This window comes from Brevibacillus reuszeri, assembly GCF_002897295.1.
GTDB lineage: Bacteria > Bacillota > Bacilli > Brevibacillales > Brevibacillaceae > Brevibacillus > Brevibacillus reuszeri_A.
In genome coordinates, this window is sequence record NZ_BEXF01000037.1 from 15986 (window position 1) to 37872 (window position 21887).

At 46.2% G+C, this 21887-nt stretch carries 23 protein-coding genes and 2 riboswitches; of the genes, 21 read left to right on the forward strand and 2 right to left on the reverse strand.

Annotated features, from left to right (window positions below):
• The first annotated feature begins 218 nt into the window (after positions 1-218).
• From C3B52_RS32240 to C3B52_RS32255, 4 genes are all read left to right on the forward strand, one after another.
• Positions 219-1688 carry a M81 family metallopeptidase gene (locus C3B52_RS32240; RefSeq protein WP_103110436.1) on the forward strand — a complete coding sequence of 490 codons (1470 nt, stop codon included), beginning with the start codon at positions 219-221 and terminating at the stop codon, positions 1686-1688.
• Positions 1689-1771: 83 nt separating this feature from the next.
• Positions 1772-2593, forward strand: a complete 822-nt coding sequence (locus C3B52_RS32245) for a GNAT family N-acetyltransferase (RefSeq protein WP_164685016.1) — start codon at positions 1772-1774, stop codon at positions 2591-2593.
• 34 nt (positions 2594-2627) lie between these two features.
• Entirely contained in the window at positions 2628-4052 is a 1425-nt protein-coding gene (locus tag C3B52_RS32250) for a serine hydrolase domain-containing protein (protein ID WP_103110438.1), read from the forward strand.
• A 25-nt stretch (positions 4053-4077) separates the two neighbouring features.
• Entirely contained in the window at positions 4078-4914 is an 837-nt protein-coding gene (locus tag C3B52_RS32255) for a M55 family metallopeptidase (protein WP_103110439.1), read from the forward strand.
• Between the two features lie 123 nt (positions 4915-5037).
• Here the strand turns inward: C3B52_RS32255 and C3B52_RS32260 are convergent, their stop codons facing one another.
• Positions 5038-5286, reverse strand: coding sequence for a hypothetical protein (locus tag C3B52_RS32260; protein ID WP_103110440.1), 249 nt, complete (start codon positions 5284-5286; stop codon positions 5038-5040).
• A gap of 73 nt (positions 5287-5359) precedes the next feature.
• Positions 5360-6355: a glycerophosphodiester phosphodiesterase family protein gene (locus C3B52_RS32265; protein ID WP_103110441.1), complete on the reverse strand. Its 996-nt coding sequence runs from the start codon at positions 6353-6355 to the stop codon at positions 5360-5362.
• 164 nt (positions 6356-6519) lie between these two features.
• Between C3B52_RS32265 and C3B52_RS32270 the strand changes: the two genes are divergently transcribed.
• The 17 genes from C3B52_RS32270 (at position 6520) to C3B52_RS32350 (ending at position 21799) form a co-directional block, all read left to right on the forward strand.
• The gene (locus tag C3B52_RS32270) at positions 6520-6765 is read left to right on the forward strand and encodes a hypothetical protein (protein ID WP_103110442.1); all 246 of its coding nucleotides are present in this window, start codon (positions 6520-6522) and stop codon (positions 6763-6765) included.
• 18 nt (positions 6766-6783) lie between these two features.
• Positions 6784-7134, forward strand: a complete 351-nt coding sequence (locus C3B52_RS32275) for a DUF952 domain-containing protein (RefSeq protein WP_103110443.1) — start codon at positions 6784-6786, stop codon at positions 7132-7134.
• An 81-nt stretch (positions 7135-7215) separates the two neighbouring features.
• Positions 7216-7437 carry a small acid-soluble spore protein Tlp gene (tlp, locus tag C3B52_RS32280; RefSeq protein WP_103110444.1) on the forward strand — a complete coding sequence of 74 codons (222 nt, stop codon included), beginning with the start codon at positions 7216-7218 and terminating at the stop codon, positions 7435-7437.
• 126 nt (positions 7438-7563) lie between these two features.
• Entirely contained in the window at positions 7564-8676 is a 1113-nt protein-coding gene (gene mnmA / locus C3B52_RS32285; RefSeq protein WP_103110445.1) for a tRNA 2-thiouridine(34) synthase MnmA, read from the forward strand.
• A gap of 20 nt (positions 8677-8696) precedes the next feature.
• Entirely contained in the window at positions 8697-9026 is a 330-nt protein-coding gene (locus C3B52_RS32290; protein ID WP_103110446.1) for a hypothetical protein, read from the forward strand.
• A gap of 36 nt (positions 9027-9062) precedes the next feature.
• Positions 9063-9575, forward strand: coding sequence for an ACT domain-containing protein (locus C3B52_RS32295; protein WP_103110447.1), 513 nt, complete (start codon positions 9063-9065; stop codon positions 9573-9575).
• A 141-nt stretch (positions 9576-9716) separates the two neighbouring features.
• Positions 9717-9950: a hypothetical protein gene (locus tag C3B52_RS32300; protein ID WP_103110448.1), complete on the forward strand. Its 234-nt coding sequence runs from the start codon at positions 9717-9719 to the stop codon at positions 9948-9950.
• Positions 9947-10285, forward strand: a complete 339-nt coding sequence (locus C3B52_RS32305) for a DUF2085 domain-containing protein (protein ID WP_103110449.1) — start codon at positions 9947-9949, stop codon at positions 10283-10285. The genes C3B52_RS32300 and C3B52_RS32305 overlap by 4 nt, the downstream gene beginning before the upstream one ends.
• Before the next feature lie 61 nt (positions 10286-10346).
• A riboswitch (cobalamin riboswitch) is annotated at positions 10347-10547 on the forward strand.
• A gap of 152 nt (positions 10548-10699) precedes the next feature.
• Entirely contained in the window at positions 10700-11059 is a 360-nt protein-coding gene (gene nrdI / locus C3B52_RS32310) for a class Ib ribonucleoside-diphosphate reductase assembly flavoprotein NrdI (protein WP_103110450.1), read from the forward strand.
• Positions 11046-13130: a class 1b ribonucleoside-diphosphate reductase subunit alpha gene (gene nrdE, locus C3B52_RS32315; RefSeq protein WP_103110451.1), complete on the forward strand. Its 2085-nt coding sequence runs from the start codon at positions 11046-11048 to the stop codon at positions 13128-13130. The genes nrdI and nrdE overlap by 14 nt, the downstream gene beginning before the upstream one ends.
• A gap of 57 nt (positions 13131-13187) precedes the next feature.
• On the forward strand, positions 13188-14138 hold the full coding sequence (gene nrdF, locus C3B52_RS32320) for a class 1b ribonucleoside-diphosphate reductase subunit beta (protein ID WP_103110452.1): 951 nt from the start codon (positions 13188-13190) through the stop codon (positions 14136-14138).
• A 134-nt stretch (positions 14139-14272) separates the two neighbouring features.
• Positions 14273-15595 carry an SMI1/KNR4 family protein gene (locus tag C3B52_RS32325; protein WP_103110453.1) on the forward strand — a complete coding sequence of 441 codons (1323 nt, stop codon included), beginning with the start codon at positions 14273-14275 and terminating at the stop codon, positions 15593-15595.
• Positions 15596-15731: 136 nt separating this feature from the next.
• Positions 15732-15928: riboswitch (cobalamin riboswitch) on the forward strand.
• Between the two features lie 144 nt (positions 15929-16072).
• Positions 16073-18361: a 5-methyltetrahydropteroyltriglutamate--homocysteine S-methyltransferase gene (metE, locus tag C3B52_RS32330; RefSeq protein WP_103110459.1), complete on the forward strand. Its 2289-nt coding sequence runs from the start codon at positions 16073-16075 to the stop codon at positions 18359-18361.
• A gap of 19 nt (positions 18362-18380) precedes the next feature.
• The gene (locus C3B52_RS32335) at positions 18381-18857 is read left to right on the forward strand and encodes an acyl-CoA thioesterase (protein WP_103110454.1); all 477 of its coding nucleotides are present in this window, start codon (positions 18381-18383) and stop codon (positions 18855-18857) included.
• A gap of 137 nt (positions 18858-18994) precedes the next feature.
• Complete coding sequence (locus C3B52_RS32340; protein WP_103110455.1) at positions 18995-19975, forward strand: hypothetical protein; 981 nt, start codon at positions 18995-18997, stop codon at positions 19973-19975.
• Positions 19976-19990: 15 nt separating this feature from the next.
• On the forward strand, positions 19991-20557 hold the full coding sequence (locus C3B52_RS32345) for a 4Fe-4S single cluster domain-containing protein (protein WP_103110456.1): 567 nt from the start codon (positions 19991-19993) through the stop codon (positions 20555-20557).
• A gap of 18 nt (positions 20558-20575) precedes the next feature.
• Complete coding sequence (locus tag C3B52_RS32350) at positions 20576-21799, forward strand: AAA family ATPase (protein ID WP_235615926.1); 1224 nt, start codon at positions 20576-20578, stop codon at positions 21797-21799.
• Positions 21800-21887: the final 88 nt, after the last annotated feature.

Genomic DNA, 21887 nt, shown 5'->3' on the forward strand with positions numbered 1-21887 from the left:
CGGTTTTTTGTATTTTTAAAATGCTTTTCCACAGGTAACCAGACAACGAAAACATTTTACAAGGAAAATAAACATAATAGTATATATTTTCAGAATAAAATATTGTGGTTTTTGGGTACAGCGCGTATAATTCAACTTGAGTAGCAACTTCAGATAAGCATACTTTTTAAAGTCTAAACTTCAAAATAATAAAATCATAAAAAAGGAGGATGAATCATGTGAGAATTGTTATTGCGGAGGTCATGCACGAGACGAATACCTTCTCAAATGTCCCTACTACGCGAGAGCTATTTGAGCTGTGGGAGTGGGCAAGGGGAGACGACATCCTGAGGGCACATGCTGGTGTTCGCGATTTTCTGGGTGGAATGATTGATGGTGCCAGACAGCGGGATATAGAAGTGGTAGGCGCTTTTGCCACAAATGCATATCCGGCAGGCACGATTACAAAAGAAACATTTGATGCCATGCAAAATGAATTGCTCGAAGGAATTGCGGATGCAGGAAAGGTGGATGCCATTTGTCTGTCTTTGCATGGCGCTGGTGTCGCAGAAGGCGCTGATGATTTGGAGGGTACACTCTTAAAAGCGGTTCGCGAGCAGGTCGGCTATGACATTCCTCTCATCGTAACGCTCGACTTGCACGGTAATATTTCGGATGAAATGATTGCTGAGGCGGATATTTTGCTGGGGGTTCATCTCTATCCCCACACCGATTGCTACGAACGTGGCCTCGAAGCCGTAGAGCTGGCTGAGAGAATGGTAAAGGGAGAGCTTGTCCCACGGATGTATCGTGCCGTCTTGCCGCTGATGATTCCTCCTTCAACGACAAATCTTTCTCCCGCCAAGGATATCAATGAAGCGTGCTATAAATGGGAGCAGGAGCCGGGGATGATTGATTGTGCATTTTTTCACGGGTTTCCGTACACGGATATTCCAGAAATGAGTGTTACAGTCGTCGCAGTCGCAAACAACGATGCAGAGCTAGCGAAGCGCGCTGCTTTGGATGTTGCGGATTTGATTTGGGAAAAACGCGAGGAATTCTCTCCGAAGGTATTGTCACCTCAACAGGGACTCGAACTGGCAAAGGCAGCTACCGCGTTTCCTGTGGTATTGAATGAAACGTCTGATAACCCAGGTGGTGGAACTCCAGGGGACGGGACATACCTTTTACGTGCAATGCTGGAAGCAGATTTGCAAGATGCCTGCTTTGGCTTTATTTTCGATCCGGAGGTCGCAGCATATGCCCATGAACAGGGCGTTGGCGCGACAATCGAGGTGAAGCTCGGCGGCAAAACTGATCAGCTGCACGGAGAACCGATCGCTCTCAAAGCCTATGTTAAAGCGTTGACTGATGGAAAGTTTATTGTGTCATCTCCGATGGGAAAAGGCACTCCTGTTGATCTGGGAAAATCGGTCCGCCTACAAGCAAATGGTGTCGATATCCTCGTCTGTTCAGTCAAAACACAAGTGCTGGACGAGCAGGTCTTCCTTCTCCATGGTATAGATGTCACGCAATACAAAATTGTTTGCTTGAAATCGAGCCAACACTTCCGAGCCAGCTTTGAGCCAATCAGCGCGGAAATCATTACAGTAGATTCTCCAGGTTTGACGACATTACTGTTCCAAACATTTGATTACCAACGTCTGAACCGACCGATTTACCCGCTCGATCCAGCCACTCGCCCCTAGTACTGACACAATAAACAAAATGAAACCCCATACTGGAAGGTTCATTAGAAATAGAGATATATGATTAGAGGAGAATGAAATTCATGCGGAGAGACGCCTTAGAATATCGTACGGTGACAACCGCCATCGAGATGGTTGAAATGGAAGATTTGCAACGACGTATTTGGGGAGAGAGCAGTGTAACGCCTGTTCCTCAATTAATGGCCGCCATCCACAATGGCGGGGTGGTCATTGCTGCTTATCATGAGGGGAAGCCAGTCGGCTTTTGCTATGGCTTTACCGGCTTCAGAGAGGGAAAGGTACACATATGCTCGCATATGCTCGGGATTCTACCCGAATATAGAGATTGGGGTATCGGGAAGCAGCTCAAGCTCAGCCAGCGTGAATGGGCCATCGCAAATGGCTATGACAAAATGACATGGACATATGATCCGCTTGAAGCGCGCAATGCGTATCTGAATCTGTGTAAGCTGGGTGGTCTGGTACGAACTTACTTGGAGTCCTACTATGGCGAAATGGGCGATGGCATCAATAAAGGCATGCCAACCGACAGGCTGCTGCTGGAATGGGATTTGAACTCGGACCGTGTTGTAAGCAGTATGAACGGCTCACCCATCGATCGAGTGGAGTGGAGAGATTATGCTTGTGTGCTTGATTGGGAGCTGAACGGAGAACACCCGCGCCCAGTCAATCGTCTTGAGCTGGGAGAGCATACGGGAATATTGGTTTCCGTACCTGTTTCGATCCAGCAGCTGAAGAAGGACAATCTCGACGTTGCACTGGAGTGGCGACTAGCCTTGCGCAACATATTTAAGGAAGCGTTTTCATCGGGCTATGTGGTCGTCGGTCTTTTGAAAACGGATAAGCCTGTGCACGCCTATGTTCTGGAAAAAGTGTGCGGGTAGATGAGTAAATAAAAGAAAACCGAGGAGGCGTGACATGAAAACGAATGAATGGGGAACGGCATTTGAAGCATACGTGAGTAAGCTGATTGATGAGTTTCAAGTCCCAGGGGCCATCGTCGCAGTTGCCAAAGAAGGCGAGCTTTTTTACGAAAAATCATTCGGTTATCGAGACCGGGAAGAAAAAGCTCCGATTGATCTTGATACTGTGTTTGGCATCGGCTCCATTACGAAGTCGTTCACGTGCTTGGCGATTATGCAGCTTCAGGAGGAAGGCAAGCTCTCCATACATGATCCTGTTGTCACTTATTTACCAGAGTTTCGTACCAGGGATGAAGCACACACCAAGGCCGTTACCATTCATCATTTCATGACGCATTCACCTGGTTTGCCTCCTCTTCCAGCTCTTATTCCTGCGATGCTGCCAAGCTTAAAAGCAGATCCGACAGCTGAAGAGTTATTAAAACAGTTTGAAAAGGATTGCAAAGAACCGATTGATACTTATGAACAGCTGATGGCGTATATTGCCGAGCACCCATATGAGCTCTTGGGACCACCGGGGACTGAATTTAGCTATTGCAATGAAGCGTATGGCCTACTTGGCGCGGTCATTGAGCGTGTAAGTGGGAAAAAGTACGAAGCGTATGTGCAAGAGCACATCTTGCAACCACTTGGGATGGATCGATCTGTTTTTTACGTGGAGGAGCTGGGCGAGGATGACAATTGCACCATGCTGTACACTCCCCGGGTAAAAGATGGCGTGCGAGAAGCATTGCGTGCACCAGGATGGTGGGATTCCCCTTCAATGCTTGCGGCTGGTTTTCTCAAATCTACCGCACGTGACATGCTTCGCTATGCAGATGTGTATCGGACAGGTGGGGCCTCAGGTGACGTTAGAGTGATTTCGGAGGTGAGTGCTTCACAAATGACTGCCCCACATATCAAGACCGATTTGGTCCGTAGCTATGGTTATGGACTTGGAACCCAATCATTCCATGAAAAATATACCTTGATCCAGCATACAGGAGGTTTAAAAGGGATTACTTCGGTGATGTTCATCATTCCGGAAGCGGGATTAACGGGAGTGATATTGACCAACATGGATGATGCACCGATTTCAAACTTGGTTCTGGGATTACTAAACAGCTTGTTTGATCGCCCGTTGGAAACGCCATTAGTGACCTTTGCTACTTATGAGGCACCGCTTGCCCGGCTGCAGGAAAGCAATGGTACGTACAAATCTGGTGAGGGCGATGAGGTGAAAATCCGCTTTGATGAAGAGAATAAGCAACTAGTGCTCGCTGCGGGGGGTGAGGAGCTGCCCTTACGACCAATTGGTGAGGATTCGTTTTTGCTCAATCGCAATAACATAGATATGCAAGTTTGTTTTGTACGGAATTCGGAAGGACAGGTTAAGCGCTTCGTGATGGGCGGGCGCCAAATGCCTAAAGTAGAAGCATAGATCATAATCAGGAGGTGATCTTGGAATGAAGGTGTTTATTTCGTTAGACATGGAAGGGATTTCAGGACTTTGCGAGGCGGAGGATGTCATCCCTGGCCGCAGGCATTACGAGGCAGGACGACGTTTACTGACGCAGGATGTAAACGCTGCGATAGAAGGGGCGCTCGACGCTGGTGCTACGCAAATCATTGTAAATGAATCACATGGTCCGATGAACAATATCATTCTGGAAGAGCTGCATCCAGCGGCAGATGTCATCCGTGGATTTTTCAAGCCGCTCTGCATGATGCAAGGAATTGATGAAAGCTTCGATGCCGCTTTCTTCGTCGGCTATCATGGAAAAGCAGGCACAGGCGATGCTGTACTCAATCATACCTTGTCTGGCCTCGCCATTCATCGTCTCGTATTGAATGGAAAAGAGGTTGGAGAAGCAGGGTTAAATGCTGCTGTCGCAGGTGCATTTGGTGTTCCGGTTGTATTGGTTACGGGAGACTCGCAGACCGCACAGGAAGTCGAGGCGGATATTCCGGGCGTCTTTACCGTTGCAGTGAAAACAGGAATCACAGGACTGTCTTCACAGGCAATACATCCAGTTCGCGCACGCGAGATGATTCGCAAGCAGGCAAAAGAAGCTCTGCTTAGCCGGAGTCATGTACAGCCAATCGGACAAAAGGCTGAAAATACGATCGAAGTAGAGTTCACCAAGTCGCAGTTTGCCACAGCGGCGAGCTGGATGCCAGGTGTGGAGCTGATCGAAGGGCGTACCGTTCGCTTTCATTCAAACAATCTTGTCAGCATGATGCCTGTTCTGCAGGCGATGCTAATGATTACAGGTCAAGTAAACCGGATGATCACCGGGTGACGAATGACCAAATCAGGATGTGAAAAAATGCAGCCACCTTGCATAGATAAGGGGCTGCATTTTTGTTAGCACGAATTATTAAGTTGCTATTTCAAGATAAATATACAGGTGTTAAACGATTGTTTAACTACTGAAAAAACTACGGCTGGAGCGCTTTTTCTTGTAATGAGAGCTTCCGTAATACGAGTGTCCCTGCCCGTAATGTGATCCATGTCCTTTACGATGTTTATAATCGCTGCTGCTGAATTTTCTGCGTTTGTAGTCGCTGCTGCTGAATTTTCTGCGTTTGTAGTCGCTGCTGCTGTATTTTCTGTACTTGCTAGATGAAGACGAGTGATTACCCAGTAGATTTCCCAAGAGCTTTTTTAACAATACAATCACTCCTTGTCGTATGTGTATTAGCGTATACGAATATAATTGGCTACAGTTTCATATTCTCCTGTGTCTATTTCGAATGTATGACGGGTCCGATTCGATCAATCCGATTCGTCCAAATCAATCCGGAGAAGCCTTGGGGCACGCTTGCTAAATCCTCAGGGCTGTCAAACCCTCGAGAAAAATCGCCACTGCCCGCAACGAGTACAACTCGTGTTTGCTGATGATCCATTCTTTCCATAAAACGGTTGGGCCATCCCCATAGCCACGGAGCGATCTGGTCAGGTATATGCAGCTGGGTTTGTGCGCACGCTTGTGGAACATAGCCTGACCAGCCGATAGCGATATAAGGGATCAGACAGCTTTTTAACGTCGCCTTGGACATCACACGCATTTCTGGCAGTTTGCTATGCAGAGCTTCGACAGGCTTGTCCCCTCCGTAAACAGTGAGCGTTTCCAAGCGTTCCTGAGGCAAGGCAGCTAAATAACGTGCCAGCTGTTCACCTTCACTCGGATCATTGCTTTTTATATGAATCAACAGGGAGCGATCGGGAAATGTTTGAAGTACATCGGACAGGGAAGGCATCATTCCAACTCCTTTTCCGCGGAATGGAAAGGTCTTGCCTCCGTCAGCTGTGTAATTGTAACCAATATCGAGTTTTTGCAGCTCAGCTAATGAATAATCACGAGTAACACCTTCTCCGTTTGTACGGCAGCCAAGTGTCCAGTCATGAAAAATAGCAAACTGTCCGTCTTTGGTTGGTTGGACGTCCAGCTCGACGACATCTGCACCGGCGTCAAAAGCAGCGCGCATGGACGGGATGGTATTTTCCAAATATGGATGCTCTGGAGGGTAAATTCGTTCTGCTGTACAGGTTTCATCTGTTAGGTCTTCCATATGAAAGGTTTGAGACATTCCTCGATGAGCCAAAAGGAACGGAGAACCAGAAGCCTCACGGGCAAAATAAGAGCTGTTGGTTACGTAAACATATGAGATGAAAATGACCAGTATCCAAAGCCACTTGCGTTTGAACCACGGTTTTTTCGGTTTATGAGCATTTGTCATGGAAAGGCGCCTCCTAACGTACCATTGCTGTTTGTTTTGTGATTCTATCAAAACATGTGTAAAAAGGAAAAGCTTTTCAACGTTATAGGACTTGGCATCATCTAAAAAGACTGGCAAAATATACGAGAGAAAAGATGCTCAGGACGAAGACACAGGGAGGTTCCATGAAAATAGCGTTGCACCAAATCGCCTATCAAATCGGGATGCACCCTACTGAAATGGCTAAGCTCGTTTTTGAAGGAGAAGTCACAGGAGAAGTGCCTGACCGAAATCCGCAAGCGAAAGACGCGTGGGTTGATCTTCACTCCCTGAGTAATTTTATTCAATGGAGATTTGATCAGGGGCACTTTGATAAAATGTTTTACGACAAAGCAATGCGTCACATTAACAAATACTTGCCAAACCGGTAGGGTAAAAGGAGTAATAGGATGGACAGCATCATTTATTGCATGGTTCCCAAAACGTACTGGGAGGAATGGGAGAAACGGGAGCACTATTTGCCTCGTGATTATGAGCAAGAAGGCTTTATTCATGCTACCAAAGGAGACGAGCTGCTTGAGATTGTAGCGGATCGCGTCTATCCATCCTTTGACGGGGAGCTGCTTGTGCTCGTTGTGGACGAGACAAAAACCACTTCTCCAATTAAGTATGAGCAAGCAAAAGATGGTTTGCTCTACCCGCACATCTATGGACCACTTAATCATGAAGCAATCACTGATATCAAAGCGATGCTACGAACAGACGGACATTGGAAGCTCGGAGCTTCTATACGCTTCTAACACATACATAAATCATTCCAGTATCGCGCACAATGTATGGGGTAGTACCTACATATTGTGATGCGAAGGAGTGCTAATTACATGCCAAAACCGGATGATCGTTCTGACAACGTAGAGAAGCTGCAAGAAATGCTACAAAATACGGAAGAGAGTATTCGCGAATCAGAGGATTACCTTTCTGCTCATGCTGGAGAGATTTCAGCAGAGGAAAAAGCGAACATTGAAGCAAAGAATCAGCGCCGAGAAGAGAGTATCGATGGATTTCGTTCGGAAATTCAGGATGAAGCCTCGGAGCAATCATAGGTTTGCAAACGCCTGTTGCCCTCAAAGCGACAGGCGTTTTTTATATAAAGTGCAACAAAACATGAATTGTTTTGTGAAACATGGTAATCTGTTAATGGTACAATCTGAAAAAAGAGGAGAAAGACCATGAAACGACCAGAAGATACACGCGTCGTTGTCGGTATGTCCGGCGGCGTTGACTCCTCCGTGACGGCTTACCTGCTCAAACAGCAGGGATATGACGTCATCGGCATCTTCATGAAAAACTGGGATGATACCGATGAATTCGGCCACTGCACGGCGGAAGAAGATTTCCAGGATGTCCGACGCGTCTGTGAACAGATCGGCATTCCGTATTACACCGTAAACTTTGAAAAAGAATACATGGATAAAGTATTCCAGTATTTTTTGGATGAATATAAAAGAGGCCGTACGCCTAATCCTGACGTCATGTGCAATCGCGAAATCAAATTCGGCGAGCTGCTGGCCAAAGTAATGGATTTGGGAGCCGATTATATAGCGACGGGTCACTACGCCCAAGTGAAGCACATCGACGGGGAGTACAAGCTAATCCGTGGTGTAGATAATAACAAAGATCAAACGTACTTTTTAAACGTGCTGGGGCAGGAGCAGCTGTCGAAAACGATGTTTCCGATCGGTCATCTGCCAAAGCCTGAAGTGCGTAAAATCGCAGAAGAAGCGGGACTCTACACTGCTAAGAAAAAGGACAGTACAGGGATTTGCTTTATTGGCGAGCGAAACTTCCGCGACTTTTTGCAAAATTATCTCCCTGCTAAGCCAGGCAACATCGAAACCGTGGATGGTGCCGTTATCGGTAGTCACGATGGATTAATGTACTACACACTAGGACAACGCCAAGGTCTTGGTATTGGAGGCGGCCACGGAACAAGCGGGCAGCCATGGTTTGTTGTGGATAAGGACCTGGAGCGCAATGCTCTCATCGTTGGCGAAGGCTCAGATCATCCGCGTCTGTATTCCACTAGCTTGCTTGCAACTGATGTATCGTGGGTGAGTGACAAGCAGCCTGCGTCTACTTTTACCTGTACGGCGAAGTTTCGTTATCGCCAGCCGGATCAGGGCGTCACGGTCCATATACTAGACAATCATCAGGTCGAAGTCGTGTTTGATCAACCTCAAAAAGCAGTTACGCCGGGCCAAGCGGTCGTGTTTTATGACGGAGAGGTTTGTTTGGGCGGAGGAACTATTGATAAAGTACGTCTGATTGATAAAGAGAAATAGATTGACGGGGGAATTGGTTGGTGGATGCAGCGAAAAAGTCGAAAATCGTTATTTCTTCATTTTTAGCAGGAGCCGTTTTATTAGCAATTGTAGCAGTACTCGGTATGTCGTCGACAAATGAAGAGCATATGACGTCAATTCAGCAAGTAATCAAGGAACAGGGCGGAGAGATCGTCGCCAAAGGCATTACCATAGTTCCGGTAGAAGAAAGTCCATTCGAAAAGAGTGGGAAAGGAAATACGATTTATCGCATTTACTATACTAAGGATGGGCAAAATCTGACTGCGTGGTTCCGCTCTGAGAACCACTCCTCTATAAAAAAAGAACCGGAAGAGTGGATTCTTCCCTAACGTAAGAAAAATCGACTGGGAGAGTGAGGAATCGCCATGACCCAATTTGCTGGATTGCGTGAGCTTGCAGGGCTGATTAGACGACTGGAGCCTGATCTGTCGGGTGCATCTATCAGTATCCTGGCTCATGAAAATCGAGAAGAAATCACGAAACAACTATTAGACGGACTAGGTGAGCGTGTACCGGTTCAAAACAGTGCCGGAGAATATGCCAATCATCTCGCTGTGCTTCGTGTAGGGGCGAATAAATATACGGTAGCACAGGACTGGCGTGAGGTTTATATCAGTGAAATCAACTACTGCTTCTGCCGCATCCCTCCAGGGGCGCATGGACTTTTGGTGCATCATACCGACTATCCTGGTGTTATTTATGATGTTTCGCGAAAGCTGGCTGATTTCGAGATCAATATCTCCAAGCTGAATGTATCCCGGGAGCAAAAGGGGAAGAATGCCTTGCTCATTTCTGTAACGGATGAAGAGATTACACCAAATGTTGTATCCGCCATCGAAGAACTACCCCAAATCAATAAAGTGGTTTCCCTTCAGTAATTTGTAAGGGGTGCAATGAGACACCGCCTGCAGCGTGTGGGCGGTTTTTTGCGTTGCCTGAAGTAAATACTCGCTCAATCGGATATGCTAACGGTTATATGTCTTGTTTATGTGATAGAAAAGGCACAAGGAGTATCTGGTATGTTCTATCTACTGCTTATGGCTGTTATCATTTGCGTAATTGCTGGTATTGTATTGCTTGCAAATAGAGCCTTTTTGTGGGGAACTGTGCTGATCCTGAGTGGCATTGGCTTATTTTGGTTGATGTACAACAGGTATAAATCGAGGGTGCGAAATAGCTGCGACTGTATGCCTGACATCCCGTGCTTGGAATGTCACACGCCGGATTGCCTGGATTGCGGTGGTCATTCATGAAGGTAGACAAAAGGCTAGCCTTCCTCTCGTTTATTCCCTGTCATCGCCTGCCGTCCCGTTCTATTTGTTTGAACGGCAAACCTTTTCCGTTATGCGCACGGTGTATGGCCATCTTGCTTGGATACGTTTTTTTACCCGTGCTCTTTTGGTTCCCCTTGCCGTTTTATGTTGGCTTCCTAATGCAGCTGCCGATGCTAGTCGACGGCTTCTCGCAGTATGGGAAGTGGCGAGAATCAACCAATCGGATTCGGATCATTACAGGGCTTTTAAGTGGGGTAGGTCAAGGTGTATTGATCGTCTCAGCTGTCTATTTTCTAGTAGAATCGCTGATGTAGCAACCCTTGCTCATTATGCTTGACTACTACGACATATTGAGGTAAAGTAAGTTTTACCAACTACATATTGATGCGGAGAGGTGTTTGCCAACTAGATTTGGCAGACTTAATAGGGAAGTCGGTGAGATTCCGACGCGGTCCCGCCACTGTAATGAGAGAGTTCTATTCGAGGAAAGGCCACTGATCAGATGGGAAAAGTCGGGAAGGCTGAATGGAACGTTTGATCCCAAGCCAGGAGACCTGCCTCGCCGTTGACACGCAATAGTACCTACGGTAGATAGGGAAGTGTTCGAGCGCTCAATTCGCATGCGAATTGATATGATCTTGTATCATTATGCGCATTCGACATTTTAATCGTCGGATGCGTTTTTCATTTGTACAGAAAGTATACATACGCAGTAAAGGATGAGGGACATGCTAATTGCTTTTGATTCTAAAACAGGGAATGTACGCAGATTTGTTCAAAAGATCGATTTGCCGCATGTGGAAATTGATCCTGATATGATCATGGATGAACCGTTCATATTGGTTACGTACACGACCGGCTTTGGACAAGTACCTGAAAAAGTGACGACATTCCTGAAAGCAAATCATTCCTTGCTGCGCGGCGTATCGGCAAGCGGGAACCGCAACTGGGGGGCAAGCTTTGCCAAAAGTGCAGATACGATTGCAAATCTTTACGGCGTTCCGATAATATCAAAATTCGAATTGTCGGGAACAGGCCGAGATGTGGAACATTTTACGAGTGGGGTGGCAGCAATTGCGGCATATTGAATTGAACAACCAACTGATGCAGCGCGGAGAAGACGGATTTTTTCAGCTTGAAAAGGATCGTGAAGCCGTCGCAGATTTCATGAAAGAAGTTGAGGAAAAAACCTTGGCTTTTGCAAGTGTCAAAGAACGGATGGACTACCTGATTGAAAATGACTACTACGAAAACGTCTACGATACGTATACAGCTTCGCAGGTAGAGGAAGTCTTCCGTCTGGCAAAAGACGCTTCATTTCAATTTGCATCGTATATGGCCATCTCCAAGTTTTATAAAGATTACGCGTTGAAAACAAACGACAAATCCATGTATTTGGAGCAGTACTCGGATCGGGTAGCGATTGTCGCACTCTCCTTGGGCCAAGGGGACTTCGAGCTAGCCAAGCGCTTGACGGTTTCCATGATGGATCAAAGACTGCAGCCCGCAACTCCGACTTTCTTGAATGCAGGAAAAAGTCGACGGGGTGAAATGGTTTCCTGTTTCTTACTGGAGATGGATGACTCGTTAAACTCGATTAACTATATTTTGGGAACGTGCATGCAGTTGTCCAAAATAGGCGGTGGTGTCGCTGTAAACCTGTCCAAGCTTCGCGGACGCGGCGAGCCGATCAAAGGTGTCGAGGGTGCAGCAAAAGGGGTCATGCCTGTACTCAAGCTGCTGGAGGATGCCTTCTCCTACGCAGACCAAATGGGACAGCGCAAAGGATCGGGAGCAGCATACTACAACATTTTTGGCTGGGATATTAATGAATTCCTTGATTGCAAAAAAATTAACGCTGATGAAAAGTCGCGGATTAAAACCTTGTCGATTGGCCTCATCGTTCCGAACGTCTTTTACAAGCTCGCTGAGGAAAACAAGCCGCTGACTGTGTTCGCTCCATACTCGGTGTACAAGGAATACGGCGTTCATCTGGATGATCTGGATCTGGACGAGATGTACGATGAGCTGGTAGCCAACGATCGAATCAAGAAAAAAGTAGTGATGAGCGCGCGTGACATGCTGACGAAAATCGCCATGATCCAGATGGAGTCTGGCTATCCATACATTATGAATAAAACAAATGCGAACCGTGATCATGCCTTAAAAGATATTGGGGCAGTGAAGATGTCCAACCTGTGCACTGAAATTTTCCAGCTGCAGGAAACCTCCTCGATCATGAATTACGGAGAGATGGACGTGATTCGTCGAGACATCAGCTGCAATCTGGCATCGCTTAATATCGCAAACGTAATGGAACGCAAAATGATTAAAGAGTCCGTCCACGAAGGCATCGAAGCTATCACAGCAGTCAGTGACATGACGAAGGTAGAAAATGCGCCAGGTGTACAAAAAGCGAATCGCGAGCTGCACTCTGTCGGGCTTGGTGCCATGAATCTGAATGGCTATCTGGCGAAGAACAAAATCGCGTACGAGAGTGAAGAAGCGAAAGACTTTGTCCGGACTTTTTTCATGATGATGAACTATTATTCACTCGAAATGAGCATGATGATTGCGAAAAAGAAAGAAACGACTTTCCTTGGCTTTGAGCATTCGGAATACGCAAAGGGCACGTACTTTAACAAGTATGTAACCACTGATTATCAGCCACGCACGGAAAAAGCAAAGCGGCTCTTCGAAGGCATGTATATCCCGACTACTGAAGACTGGGAGAACTTGAAGCAACAGGTTCAAACTCATGGGCTGTATCATGCATACCGTCTGGCGATTGCACCGACCCAAAGCATTTCGTACATTCAAAATGCAACCTCCAGCGTCATGCCAATCGTCGAGCATATCGAAACGAGAACGTATGCGAACTCGACGACGTATTATCCGATGCCGTATTTGTCCCAGGAAAATTATTTTTACTATAAATCGGCTTACTCGATCGATCAGTTTAAAGTCATTGATCTGATTGCGGAAATCCAAGAGCATGTGGACCAAGGAATCTCGACGGTGTTGCATGTAAACAGTAACATCTCGACTCGCGAGCTTGCCCGCTACTACATCTATGCGGCGAAAAAAGGACTCAAGTCGCTCTACTACACACGCACCAAGCATTTGACTGTAGAAGAGTGCATTAGCTGCGCCATTTAATCCGATTTGCAGTGTAACGAAGAAAAATTGCAAGTATATAGAGAAGAGGAACGCCACATGAAAGCTGTCAATTGGAACAGGCCGGACGACGATTTTACAATGACATTTTGGAACCAGAACATTATGCAGTTCTGGACAGATGACGAAATCCCGCTCTCTGACGACAAGATGTCCTGGATGGAGCTAAGCGCTGCTGAACGGGATACCTATAAAAAAGTGTTAGGTGGTCTCACTCTACTGGATACAGTACAGGGCGGAGTGGGTATGCCTAAAATCATGGAGCATGTGGATGGACTGCAGCGCAAAGCTGTCCTCGCTTTTATGGGCATGATGGAGCAGATTCACGCTAAATCGTACAGCAGCATTTTTACCACACTTGCTGCAACCGAAGAAATTGATGATATTTTCAGCTGGGTGGAGAAAAATCCATACCTGCAAAAGAAGGCCGCTCTCATCTCAACACGTTATCAAGAGATTCACTCTGAGAAGGATTTATATATGGCGATGGTGGCTTCCGTCTTTTTAGAAAGCTACCTGTTTTACAGCGGCTTTTTCTATCCGCTTTTCCTGGCAGGACAAGGAAAAATGACGAGCAGTGGCGAAATCATTGACCTGATCGTGCGCGATGAAAGCATTCATGGACTTTATGTGGGTGTACTCGCTCAGGAAGTGTATCAGCGTCTGAGTGTCGCTGAGCAGTCAGCGGTGAAAGAGGAGCTGTATGCACTCCTGCAAGAATTGCATCAAAACGAAGAGGCGTATACGAGAGCGCTCTATACCGAAATTGGACTTGCTGACGATGTTTTGGCCTATGTCCGTTACAATGCGAATAAAGCGCTGATGAATTTGGGACTCGATCCATTTTTCCCAGACGAAGAAGTCAATCCAATCGTATTGAACGGCATTCGAACACATACCAAGCAGCATGACTTTTTCTCGAAAAAGGGCAATGGCTATGTTCGTACACTGAATGTAGAGCCGCTTTCTGACGACGATTTTAAATTTTAGCCACCAAAATAGCTTGATAAAACAAAATACCACCCAGCCTTACACACACAAAATAGATAAGAGATTTTGTGTGTGTATTTTTTTGAACTTGTTTTGCAGGCTCTGACACAGGCAGTATGTAGCAGGAGGAGAGAATGAATATTCGTGCCCTAACCGAACAATGGACTTCCATACTTGAACGTATAAAAATAACGGATGGCGAGATCATCGAGCTCACTGCAGATGAACCTTCAACCATACAGGAAATTCTTTCAGTGGAAGAAAAGCTTGGCATCCAGCTTCCTCATAACTTCAAGAAGGTGCTTATAGAATGGTCCAAGCATCTTTATTTTAGATGGATGCTATCCGATGAAGTTATACTGCCGCAGGAGTTTAGAGAGATATTTAGCGGAGAAATAGGCTGGAACCTGGAGTGGCTGCAGTATTGGCACGAAGAATATGCGGAAGAGGGGTACGCTAGCAGCTTAGCAGGAAAACTCACATTTTTTCATGTTGGTAACGGTGATTATTTAGCGCTGGATTTACAGTATGATGGTGAGCCACCTGTCGTCTATTGGGATCACGAGACAAACGAGGTTACACTACTTGCTTCTTCCTTTTCGGAATACCTAAGCAAGATGACAGAGCTTGGCTGTATTGGTGCAGAAATGTGGCAATATGAATGTTTTTTAGGATCGGGCGGAATTGAAACAAACTCTGATGCTGCCCAGCGGTGGAAAGCATGGTTTCAATCTTTTCTGAGTCTACAATTTGAAGCTGCCAAAGAGTCCATCGAGTCCTTATTTCAATACATTTTGTACCACGGTGAAGTAAACAGCAGAGAAGTATCAGTATTTCAATCCTTTCAACATGACGAAATTCTTCATCATGTATGGAAACGGCTCCCCACTTCCTCGCGCGAGGAATCAAAAGTGTTGTGCATGATCGTAGGAGAGGTAGTTGGAAAAGATGCCGCAGCGTGGGTTAGGGAACTCTGGGTAGAACCAGGTACGATAAATCCTGTGGATCGGTCATATTTAACAGCAAGATGCTTACCTATCGATGAGGCTTACCAGCTCATTGTGAATTACGTAGAAGAATCAAAAGGAAAAGAGATTGAAGGCTATGAAGCATTGCGTCATCTATCTGCGCTCGAGTCCAATCGGGTGATTACCTGGCTTGAGAAGAACTGCCGATTGCCTGCAACAGATGGATGGGCTGCATTATTCGCAATTTCAAAACCGTCCTGGGACGATTTGAAGCATTGGGCTGAATTGGAGACGCGGCATCGCTTAACTATCATCCATGCACTAGAAGAAATGATACGAGAACAGAATGCCCAATTAAAGGTTTATGGGGTTCCAAGCAAGGAAGAAATGTTGGACTTTTTAGGGAGATTACATGATTCGGAAATCCTGAACACCAAGAAAGCGATTATCAGAAAAGTCGTTGATCAGGTGGATAAGATCTTATTGTAGAGCCACGATTGCCTTGATTTGAGGTTGGAATTATTTCTTTCGGTAAAGTTTGACATGACAAAAAATGGTTTGCATGTTACTGTATGAAAAGATGTTGCCAGCTAGTCTAAGGGGTACATGCTTTGCTTTTTAAAACTGCATATGAGTGGAAACAGGTTCCTTGGTGTTGTATCACGCAAGGATGAAAAGGGAAGTCGGTGAGAATCCGACACGGTCCCGCCACTGTATGAGGGGAGTCGGCACTATGAGAAGCCACTGATCCATCCGGATTGGGAAGGCATGTGCAGATGATGAGCCTCAAGTCAGGAGACCTGCCTGTTTCGACGACACTGCTTAACCTACGGGAGATAGGGAGGTGTTAGGATGCTGTGATCTCAGTGCTTATTTGGCATTTCTAACGTTCTTTTTGATCGTTGGAGATGCCTTTTTTGTTGGGTGGACTCAGACATGATCAAGCAAAGAATGGAGAGGAAATTCATGAAAAGCAGCAATTTGGGATATCCACGAATCGGCGAACAGCGCGAGTGGAAAAAGGCATTGGAATCGTTTTGGGCAGGGGAGCTTGCGGAAAGCGATCTGTTAAAGCAAATGGAGCAAATTCGCCAGCGACACTTGCAAAAGCAACAAGAAAAAGAAATTGATTTGATTCCAGTCAATGATTTCACATTTTATGACCATATGCTGGACATGGCTGTGATGTTTGGGCTTGTTCCAAAACGGTATGATTATGATGGAGGGCCTGTTTCGCTTGCTACCTATTTTGCTATAGCTCGGGGAAATGAATCCGCTGTTGCTGGCGAGATGACGAAATGGTTTACGACGAACTACCACTACATCGTTCCGGAGTTTGAGGACAGACAACCTGCTGTGACGGAAAACAAACCACTTCTAGCGTACCTCGAGGCGAAAGAGTCACTTGGTATTCAGGGAAAGCCAGTAATTGTGGGGCCATATACATTTGTAAAATTATCCAAAGGCTACGCACCCGATGATTTTCATCAAACGATTGAGAAAATGGTTCCGCTCTATATACAAATACTGCACGAGCTGGAGCTGCATGGGGCAGAATGGGTACAGATAGACGAACCTGCCTTTGTCATGGAAGTATCTGCGAATGACCTATCAGCGATTAAGAGCGTGTACGAACAGCTGAGCCAAGCGCTGCCACATTTGAAGCTCATGCTGCAGACGTACTTTGAAGCCGTGGATTGGTATCAAGAGCTGGTCGCGCTGCCTGTCCAAGGAATCGGATTGGATCTGATACAAGGCTCCGCGAGAACCCTGACACATCTGCAAACGTATGGTTTTCCCGAGGATAAGGTACTGGCTGCAGGAATTATTGATGGGCGCAACATTTGGCGATCTTCTCTGGAGGAAAAATGGAGCCTGGTAAAGAGCATCACCGACATTGTTCCCCCTGAGAGATTATGGCTGCAGCCATCTACGAGTCTCCTGCACGTCCCTGTTACCGTTCAACAAGAGAGTGATCTAGAAGATGAAGTAAAACAAGCTTTCGCATTTGCAGATGAAAAACTGGGAGAAGTACAGTATTTAGTCCAAGGATTCCGATATGGTAAATATGTTATTTCAAAACAGATTGCGGAAAATGAATCTGCCATCATGCGTTTACAGTCGTCGCCCGCACGAAATCGTGTAGAAGTAAAACATGCTTTGGAAAAGCTGGACCAATCCTCAGCAAAGAGAGAGGTGCCGTTCCACGAACGCCAGGAAATCCAGCAAGCTGCCTGGAATCTCCCCTTGCTTCCAACAACCACGATTGGCAGCTTTCCGCAGACGACTGAAGTTCGCAAGGCTAGACAACAGTATAAAAAGGGAGAATGGTCCGCAGATCAGTATGCTTCTTTTATACAGGAGCAGATTAAGGAATGGATTGGCATTCAAGAAGAGATCGGATTGGATGTTTTGGTGCATGGGGAGTTTGAGCGAAATGACATGGTCGAATCTTTTGGCGAGAAGCTTGAGGGCTTTGTGTTTACGAAAAACGGTTGGGTCCAGTCCTATGGTTCTCGTTGCGTAAAGCCGCCAGTGATTTACGGAGACGTGGAGTTCACCTCCCCGATGACCGTAAAAGAAAGTGTTTACGCCAAGTCATTGACTCAGAAACCTGTGAAGGGAATGCTCACTGGCCCGGCGACCATTTTAAATTGGTCGTTCGTCCGGGATGATGTCTCCCGCAAAGAGGTTTGCGAGCAAATCGCTTTGGCTCTGCGAAAAGAAGTAGAGGCACTCGAAGCAGCAGGTATCCATATTATTCAGGTAGACGAGCCAGCCTTGCGCGAAGGACTGCCCCTCAAGGCAGAAGACAGAGAGGGCTATCTGGATTGGGCAGTCAAGGCATTCCGCATCGCTACATCATCTGTGCAACCGACTACGCAAATTCACACGCATATGTGCTATTGCGAGTTCCATGACTTCATCGACGTCATTAGCGAGCTAGATGCAGATGTCATATCGATCGAGACTTCGCGCAGTCACGGGGAACTGGTTTCCGTGTTTGAGACTTGCACCTACGATAAAGGGATTGGACTGGGAGTATACGATATTCACAGCCCACGCGTTCCTGCTGTCGCCGAGATGGAACAAATGGTGAGCCGCGCGCTTCAGGTGCTTCCACCATCACAGTTTTGGATCAATCCCGATTGCGGGCTCAAGACTCGTGGCATTCGGGAAACGATTGCATCGTTAAAAAATATGGTAGAAGCTACACATGTGGTCCGTAACCGTTTGTCTGCACCAAAATCCTAACACGTGAGGAGTTGGACAGATGCTTGAGACATCTTGCCCCGTTCAGCAGTCCAGAACCTATTTGACAGACCTCGTATTTCCGCCGGATACGAACCACCACAACACCATTTTCGGAGGAAAAGTGATGGCGTATGTGGACAAGATTGCTTGCATCGCCGCGATGCGACACTGCCGAAAGCCGGTCGTTACCGTGTCCAGCGATTCCTTTGACTTCCTGGCACCAATCAAAACGGGAGAGGCAATCAATTTGGAGGCATATGTAACATGGACACATCGCACTTCCATGGAGGTATTCGTCAAGGTAGAATCAGAGAATCTTTTGACGGGGACAAAGCAAATGACTGCAAGAGCTTATTTGACCATGATTGCCCTCGATGACCAAGGGAAACCGACTCTCGTCCCATCTGTCATACCCGAAACAGAGGAAGAGAAGCTCCAGCACGAAAAAGCCAAAGAGCGTTATGAGCTGAGACGGAAACGTAAAGCAGAAGTGTAAAACGAGAATACGATTACTCGAAAGCCCTCATCTAAAAACGGGATGAGGGTTTTTCATGTCGTTTACTGTTTCTTCCGTCTCAACTATAATATGTTTAGGAAAAAAATAGATAATGTTATTCTAGGAGCTGCATTTGGATGAATCCTCAAGATGAAGTCGTACACGAAATTAGAAAGAAAATGAAAACTTTATGGAATTCGATTATTTTCTTTGGTCTTATTGCTATTTTGGGAATATTTCTGAAAAAGCTTATCATTACTTTCCTTGGCTTATTGTTGGTGGTTCCTTGCATCTGGGCACTAAGTAAGTTTAAAAAGACACTCCAAAATGAAATGGCTGACTATCAACCAGGAAAAGGCTTCGGATTTTTTCGGAAAACAGGAGAACAAAAGATCAAATACATTACATATGCGCAGTTTGGAGTAGCCGGATTAGTTGTTCTTTGCCTTTTCCTGAACATTGCCACACTCCAAGCAATCGTAACCGGTATAATCGGTATTCTCGTTTTCCAATACATGTTCAAAAAAAGAATAACCCTGCATACCAAAATTGACGATGCGTCGCTATTTGAGCTGGAAGAGCTCGGATTCATTTCCTCAAAAGATATCGTGAAGGCTTTGTACAAGGACTTCGAAAGCTGGAGCAACGTGAAGCCCGGTAACAAGATTTTTCTGGTAAAGCAAGACGCTCTTGTGTGTGTAATTATACAGGACAAGCAAGAAGCAATTCGCGTGGAGTGCCGTCTTCGTGACATTAAGAAGCTGGGCTTGCTAGGCAGCGGCAAAGAAGGGGAAGGATTATTGCTCTTAATTGGCACAGCCCAAAATGAAGTGGTTCGATTAAAAATGGACGGTAGCAGCTTTCAAGACTCCCCGGAGCAATTTATGACTCACTTCTTACACGCATTGGATGAAGCGCTGCTTTCCAAACCAGTGACGATGGAAAGAGATAGTAGGCATAGCCGCCATATCGACCAGATGGGACCTGCTGCGACAAGAATGCTTGAAAAGCCCCAGCAAATTACGATTCGCGAGCTGGACTTTGAGAGTATTCATGAGGGAGAAAATCGAAACCAAGTCCAATCAAACAAGTACAATGGGCGTCATATAGACTTGTAAGAGGAAGGGAGTCCCATGTCACTTCGGTTACGTGTTCATGACATTTGTCCATACAGCCGTGTAAATGGGCCGGGCGTACGTGCTGTTCTCTGGGTGCAGGGATGCTCAATTGGTTGTAAAGGCTGCTTCAATCCGGATACTCATCCAGAAAATCAAAATGGCACCGACTATGATCCAAAGCGACTCGGTGAAGAGCTTGGAAAATTAGCGGTGGACGGGGTGACGGTATCTGGCGGTGAGCCGTTAGATCAGCCTGAGCCATTAGTAGCCATGATGCAAGCTTTTCGCCAGTCGCATGGTGGAACTGCTCTGCTCTATACGGGCTATACGGTCGATTCGATTTTACGGTGCGATCGGAAGCGCAAAGCATTGCTACAATTTGATGCGGCGATTGCCGGCCCATACCAATACCATTCGAATGAAATTTGGCAGGGCAAAAAACTGGTGTTGCTAACGGCTCGAATTACAGCAGATGAGCTACAGCCAGAAAGAAAAATAGAATTCGTTGGTAGGGAGAATTCATTACATGTAACGGGCTTTCCTACAGCTCAAATCAAGACGTTGGTACAAAGCATGTTGTAGAAGCGGGGGATCATAGGAATGCTGCAAGAATTCATTAAAGAAGTAGAATATCTAATTCGCGCACGATATAGCATACTCTATATTTTTACAGCCGAAGAGGAACGTGCTCTCGATGTTTTTCAAGGGATTAGTGCAAATCTAAACAAGCGGATCATCACGTGGACTGTGACAAAAGGACTTGTTTTGAACGGCGAGGAGCTCGATCCAAAGAGCACAGATTTTCGTATCGCTTTAGAGCAGGCGGAAGATCTGGCTAAAGAGCCAACGCTGTTTATCTGGTGTGATTTGCATCCGTATTTGCGAGACGCAAATTCCATACGAAGATTTAGGGAATTTGCCCAAAAAATCAGGACAGGTTACCCATCTAATGCGATTGTCATCTCCCCAACCATAGAAATTCCAATTGAGCTTCAAAAAGAAATCACGATTCTGGATTTGCCTTTGCCTGATTTGGAAGAGGTAAAACAAATTATTCTCAGCTTTACGGATGCGTATAAAGGGCATCCGGGTATAAAAATTGATCAATCTCCAGCTGTAATAGAAGCATTGGCTCGAGCTGCTGTCGGGCTATCACAATCTGAAGTGGAAAATTGTCTGGCAAAAGCACTCGTGAAGAATCGAGGCATCTCCGAGGATGACGTTTCCACGATATTGGAAGAGAAGAAACAGATCGTCAGAAAATCGGGCATCTTGGAGTATATCTCAACGGAATCCCAAAGCCTCGACCAAATCGGTGGCTTAGAAAATCTGAAGCGCTGGCTGATCAAACGAAAGTCGTCTTATTTAGTCGAAGCGAGAGAGTTTGGAATTCAGTGGCCAAAAGGGGTAATGCTTGTAGGGGTACCCGGTTGCGGAAAGAGTCTTTGTGCCAAAAGCGTAGCTGCTGCATGGCAAATGCCTTTGCTGCGATTGGATTTGGGACGTGTCTTTGCAGGAATTGTCGGCTCCTCTGAAGCCAACATGCGCTCCGCTCTGATGATGTGTGAGGCGGTGTCACCTTCGATTGTCTGGATTGATGAAATCGAAAAGGCTCTTTCGGGTATTGGCCATAGTGCGTCAGATGGCGGTATCGCAACACGAATTTTTGGTACGCTATTGACATGGATGCAGGAGAAGAAAAGTCCAGTATTTGTTTTTGCCACAGCGAATAAAATTGAGCAGCTCCCTGCTGAATTGCTGCGTAAAGGGCGGTTTGACGAAATCTTTGTGCGCCCAGACGGGCTGCATCGCATTGCTGCTTAAGCAGCTAGGCTATACCAACATTTGCCTATCACCAGCCGACTACCCGTGAAAGGAAACTGACGCGGTGACTGGAGCATGTCGGACAAAG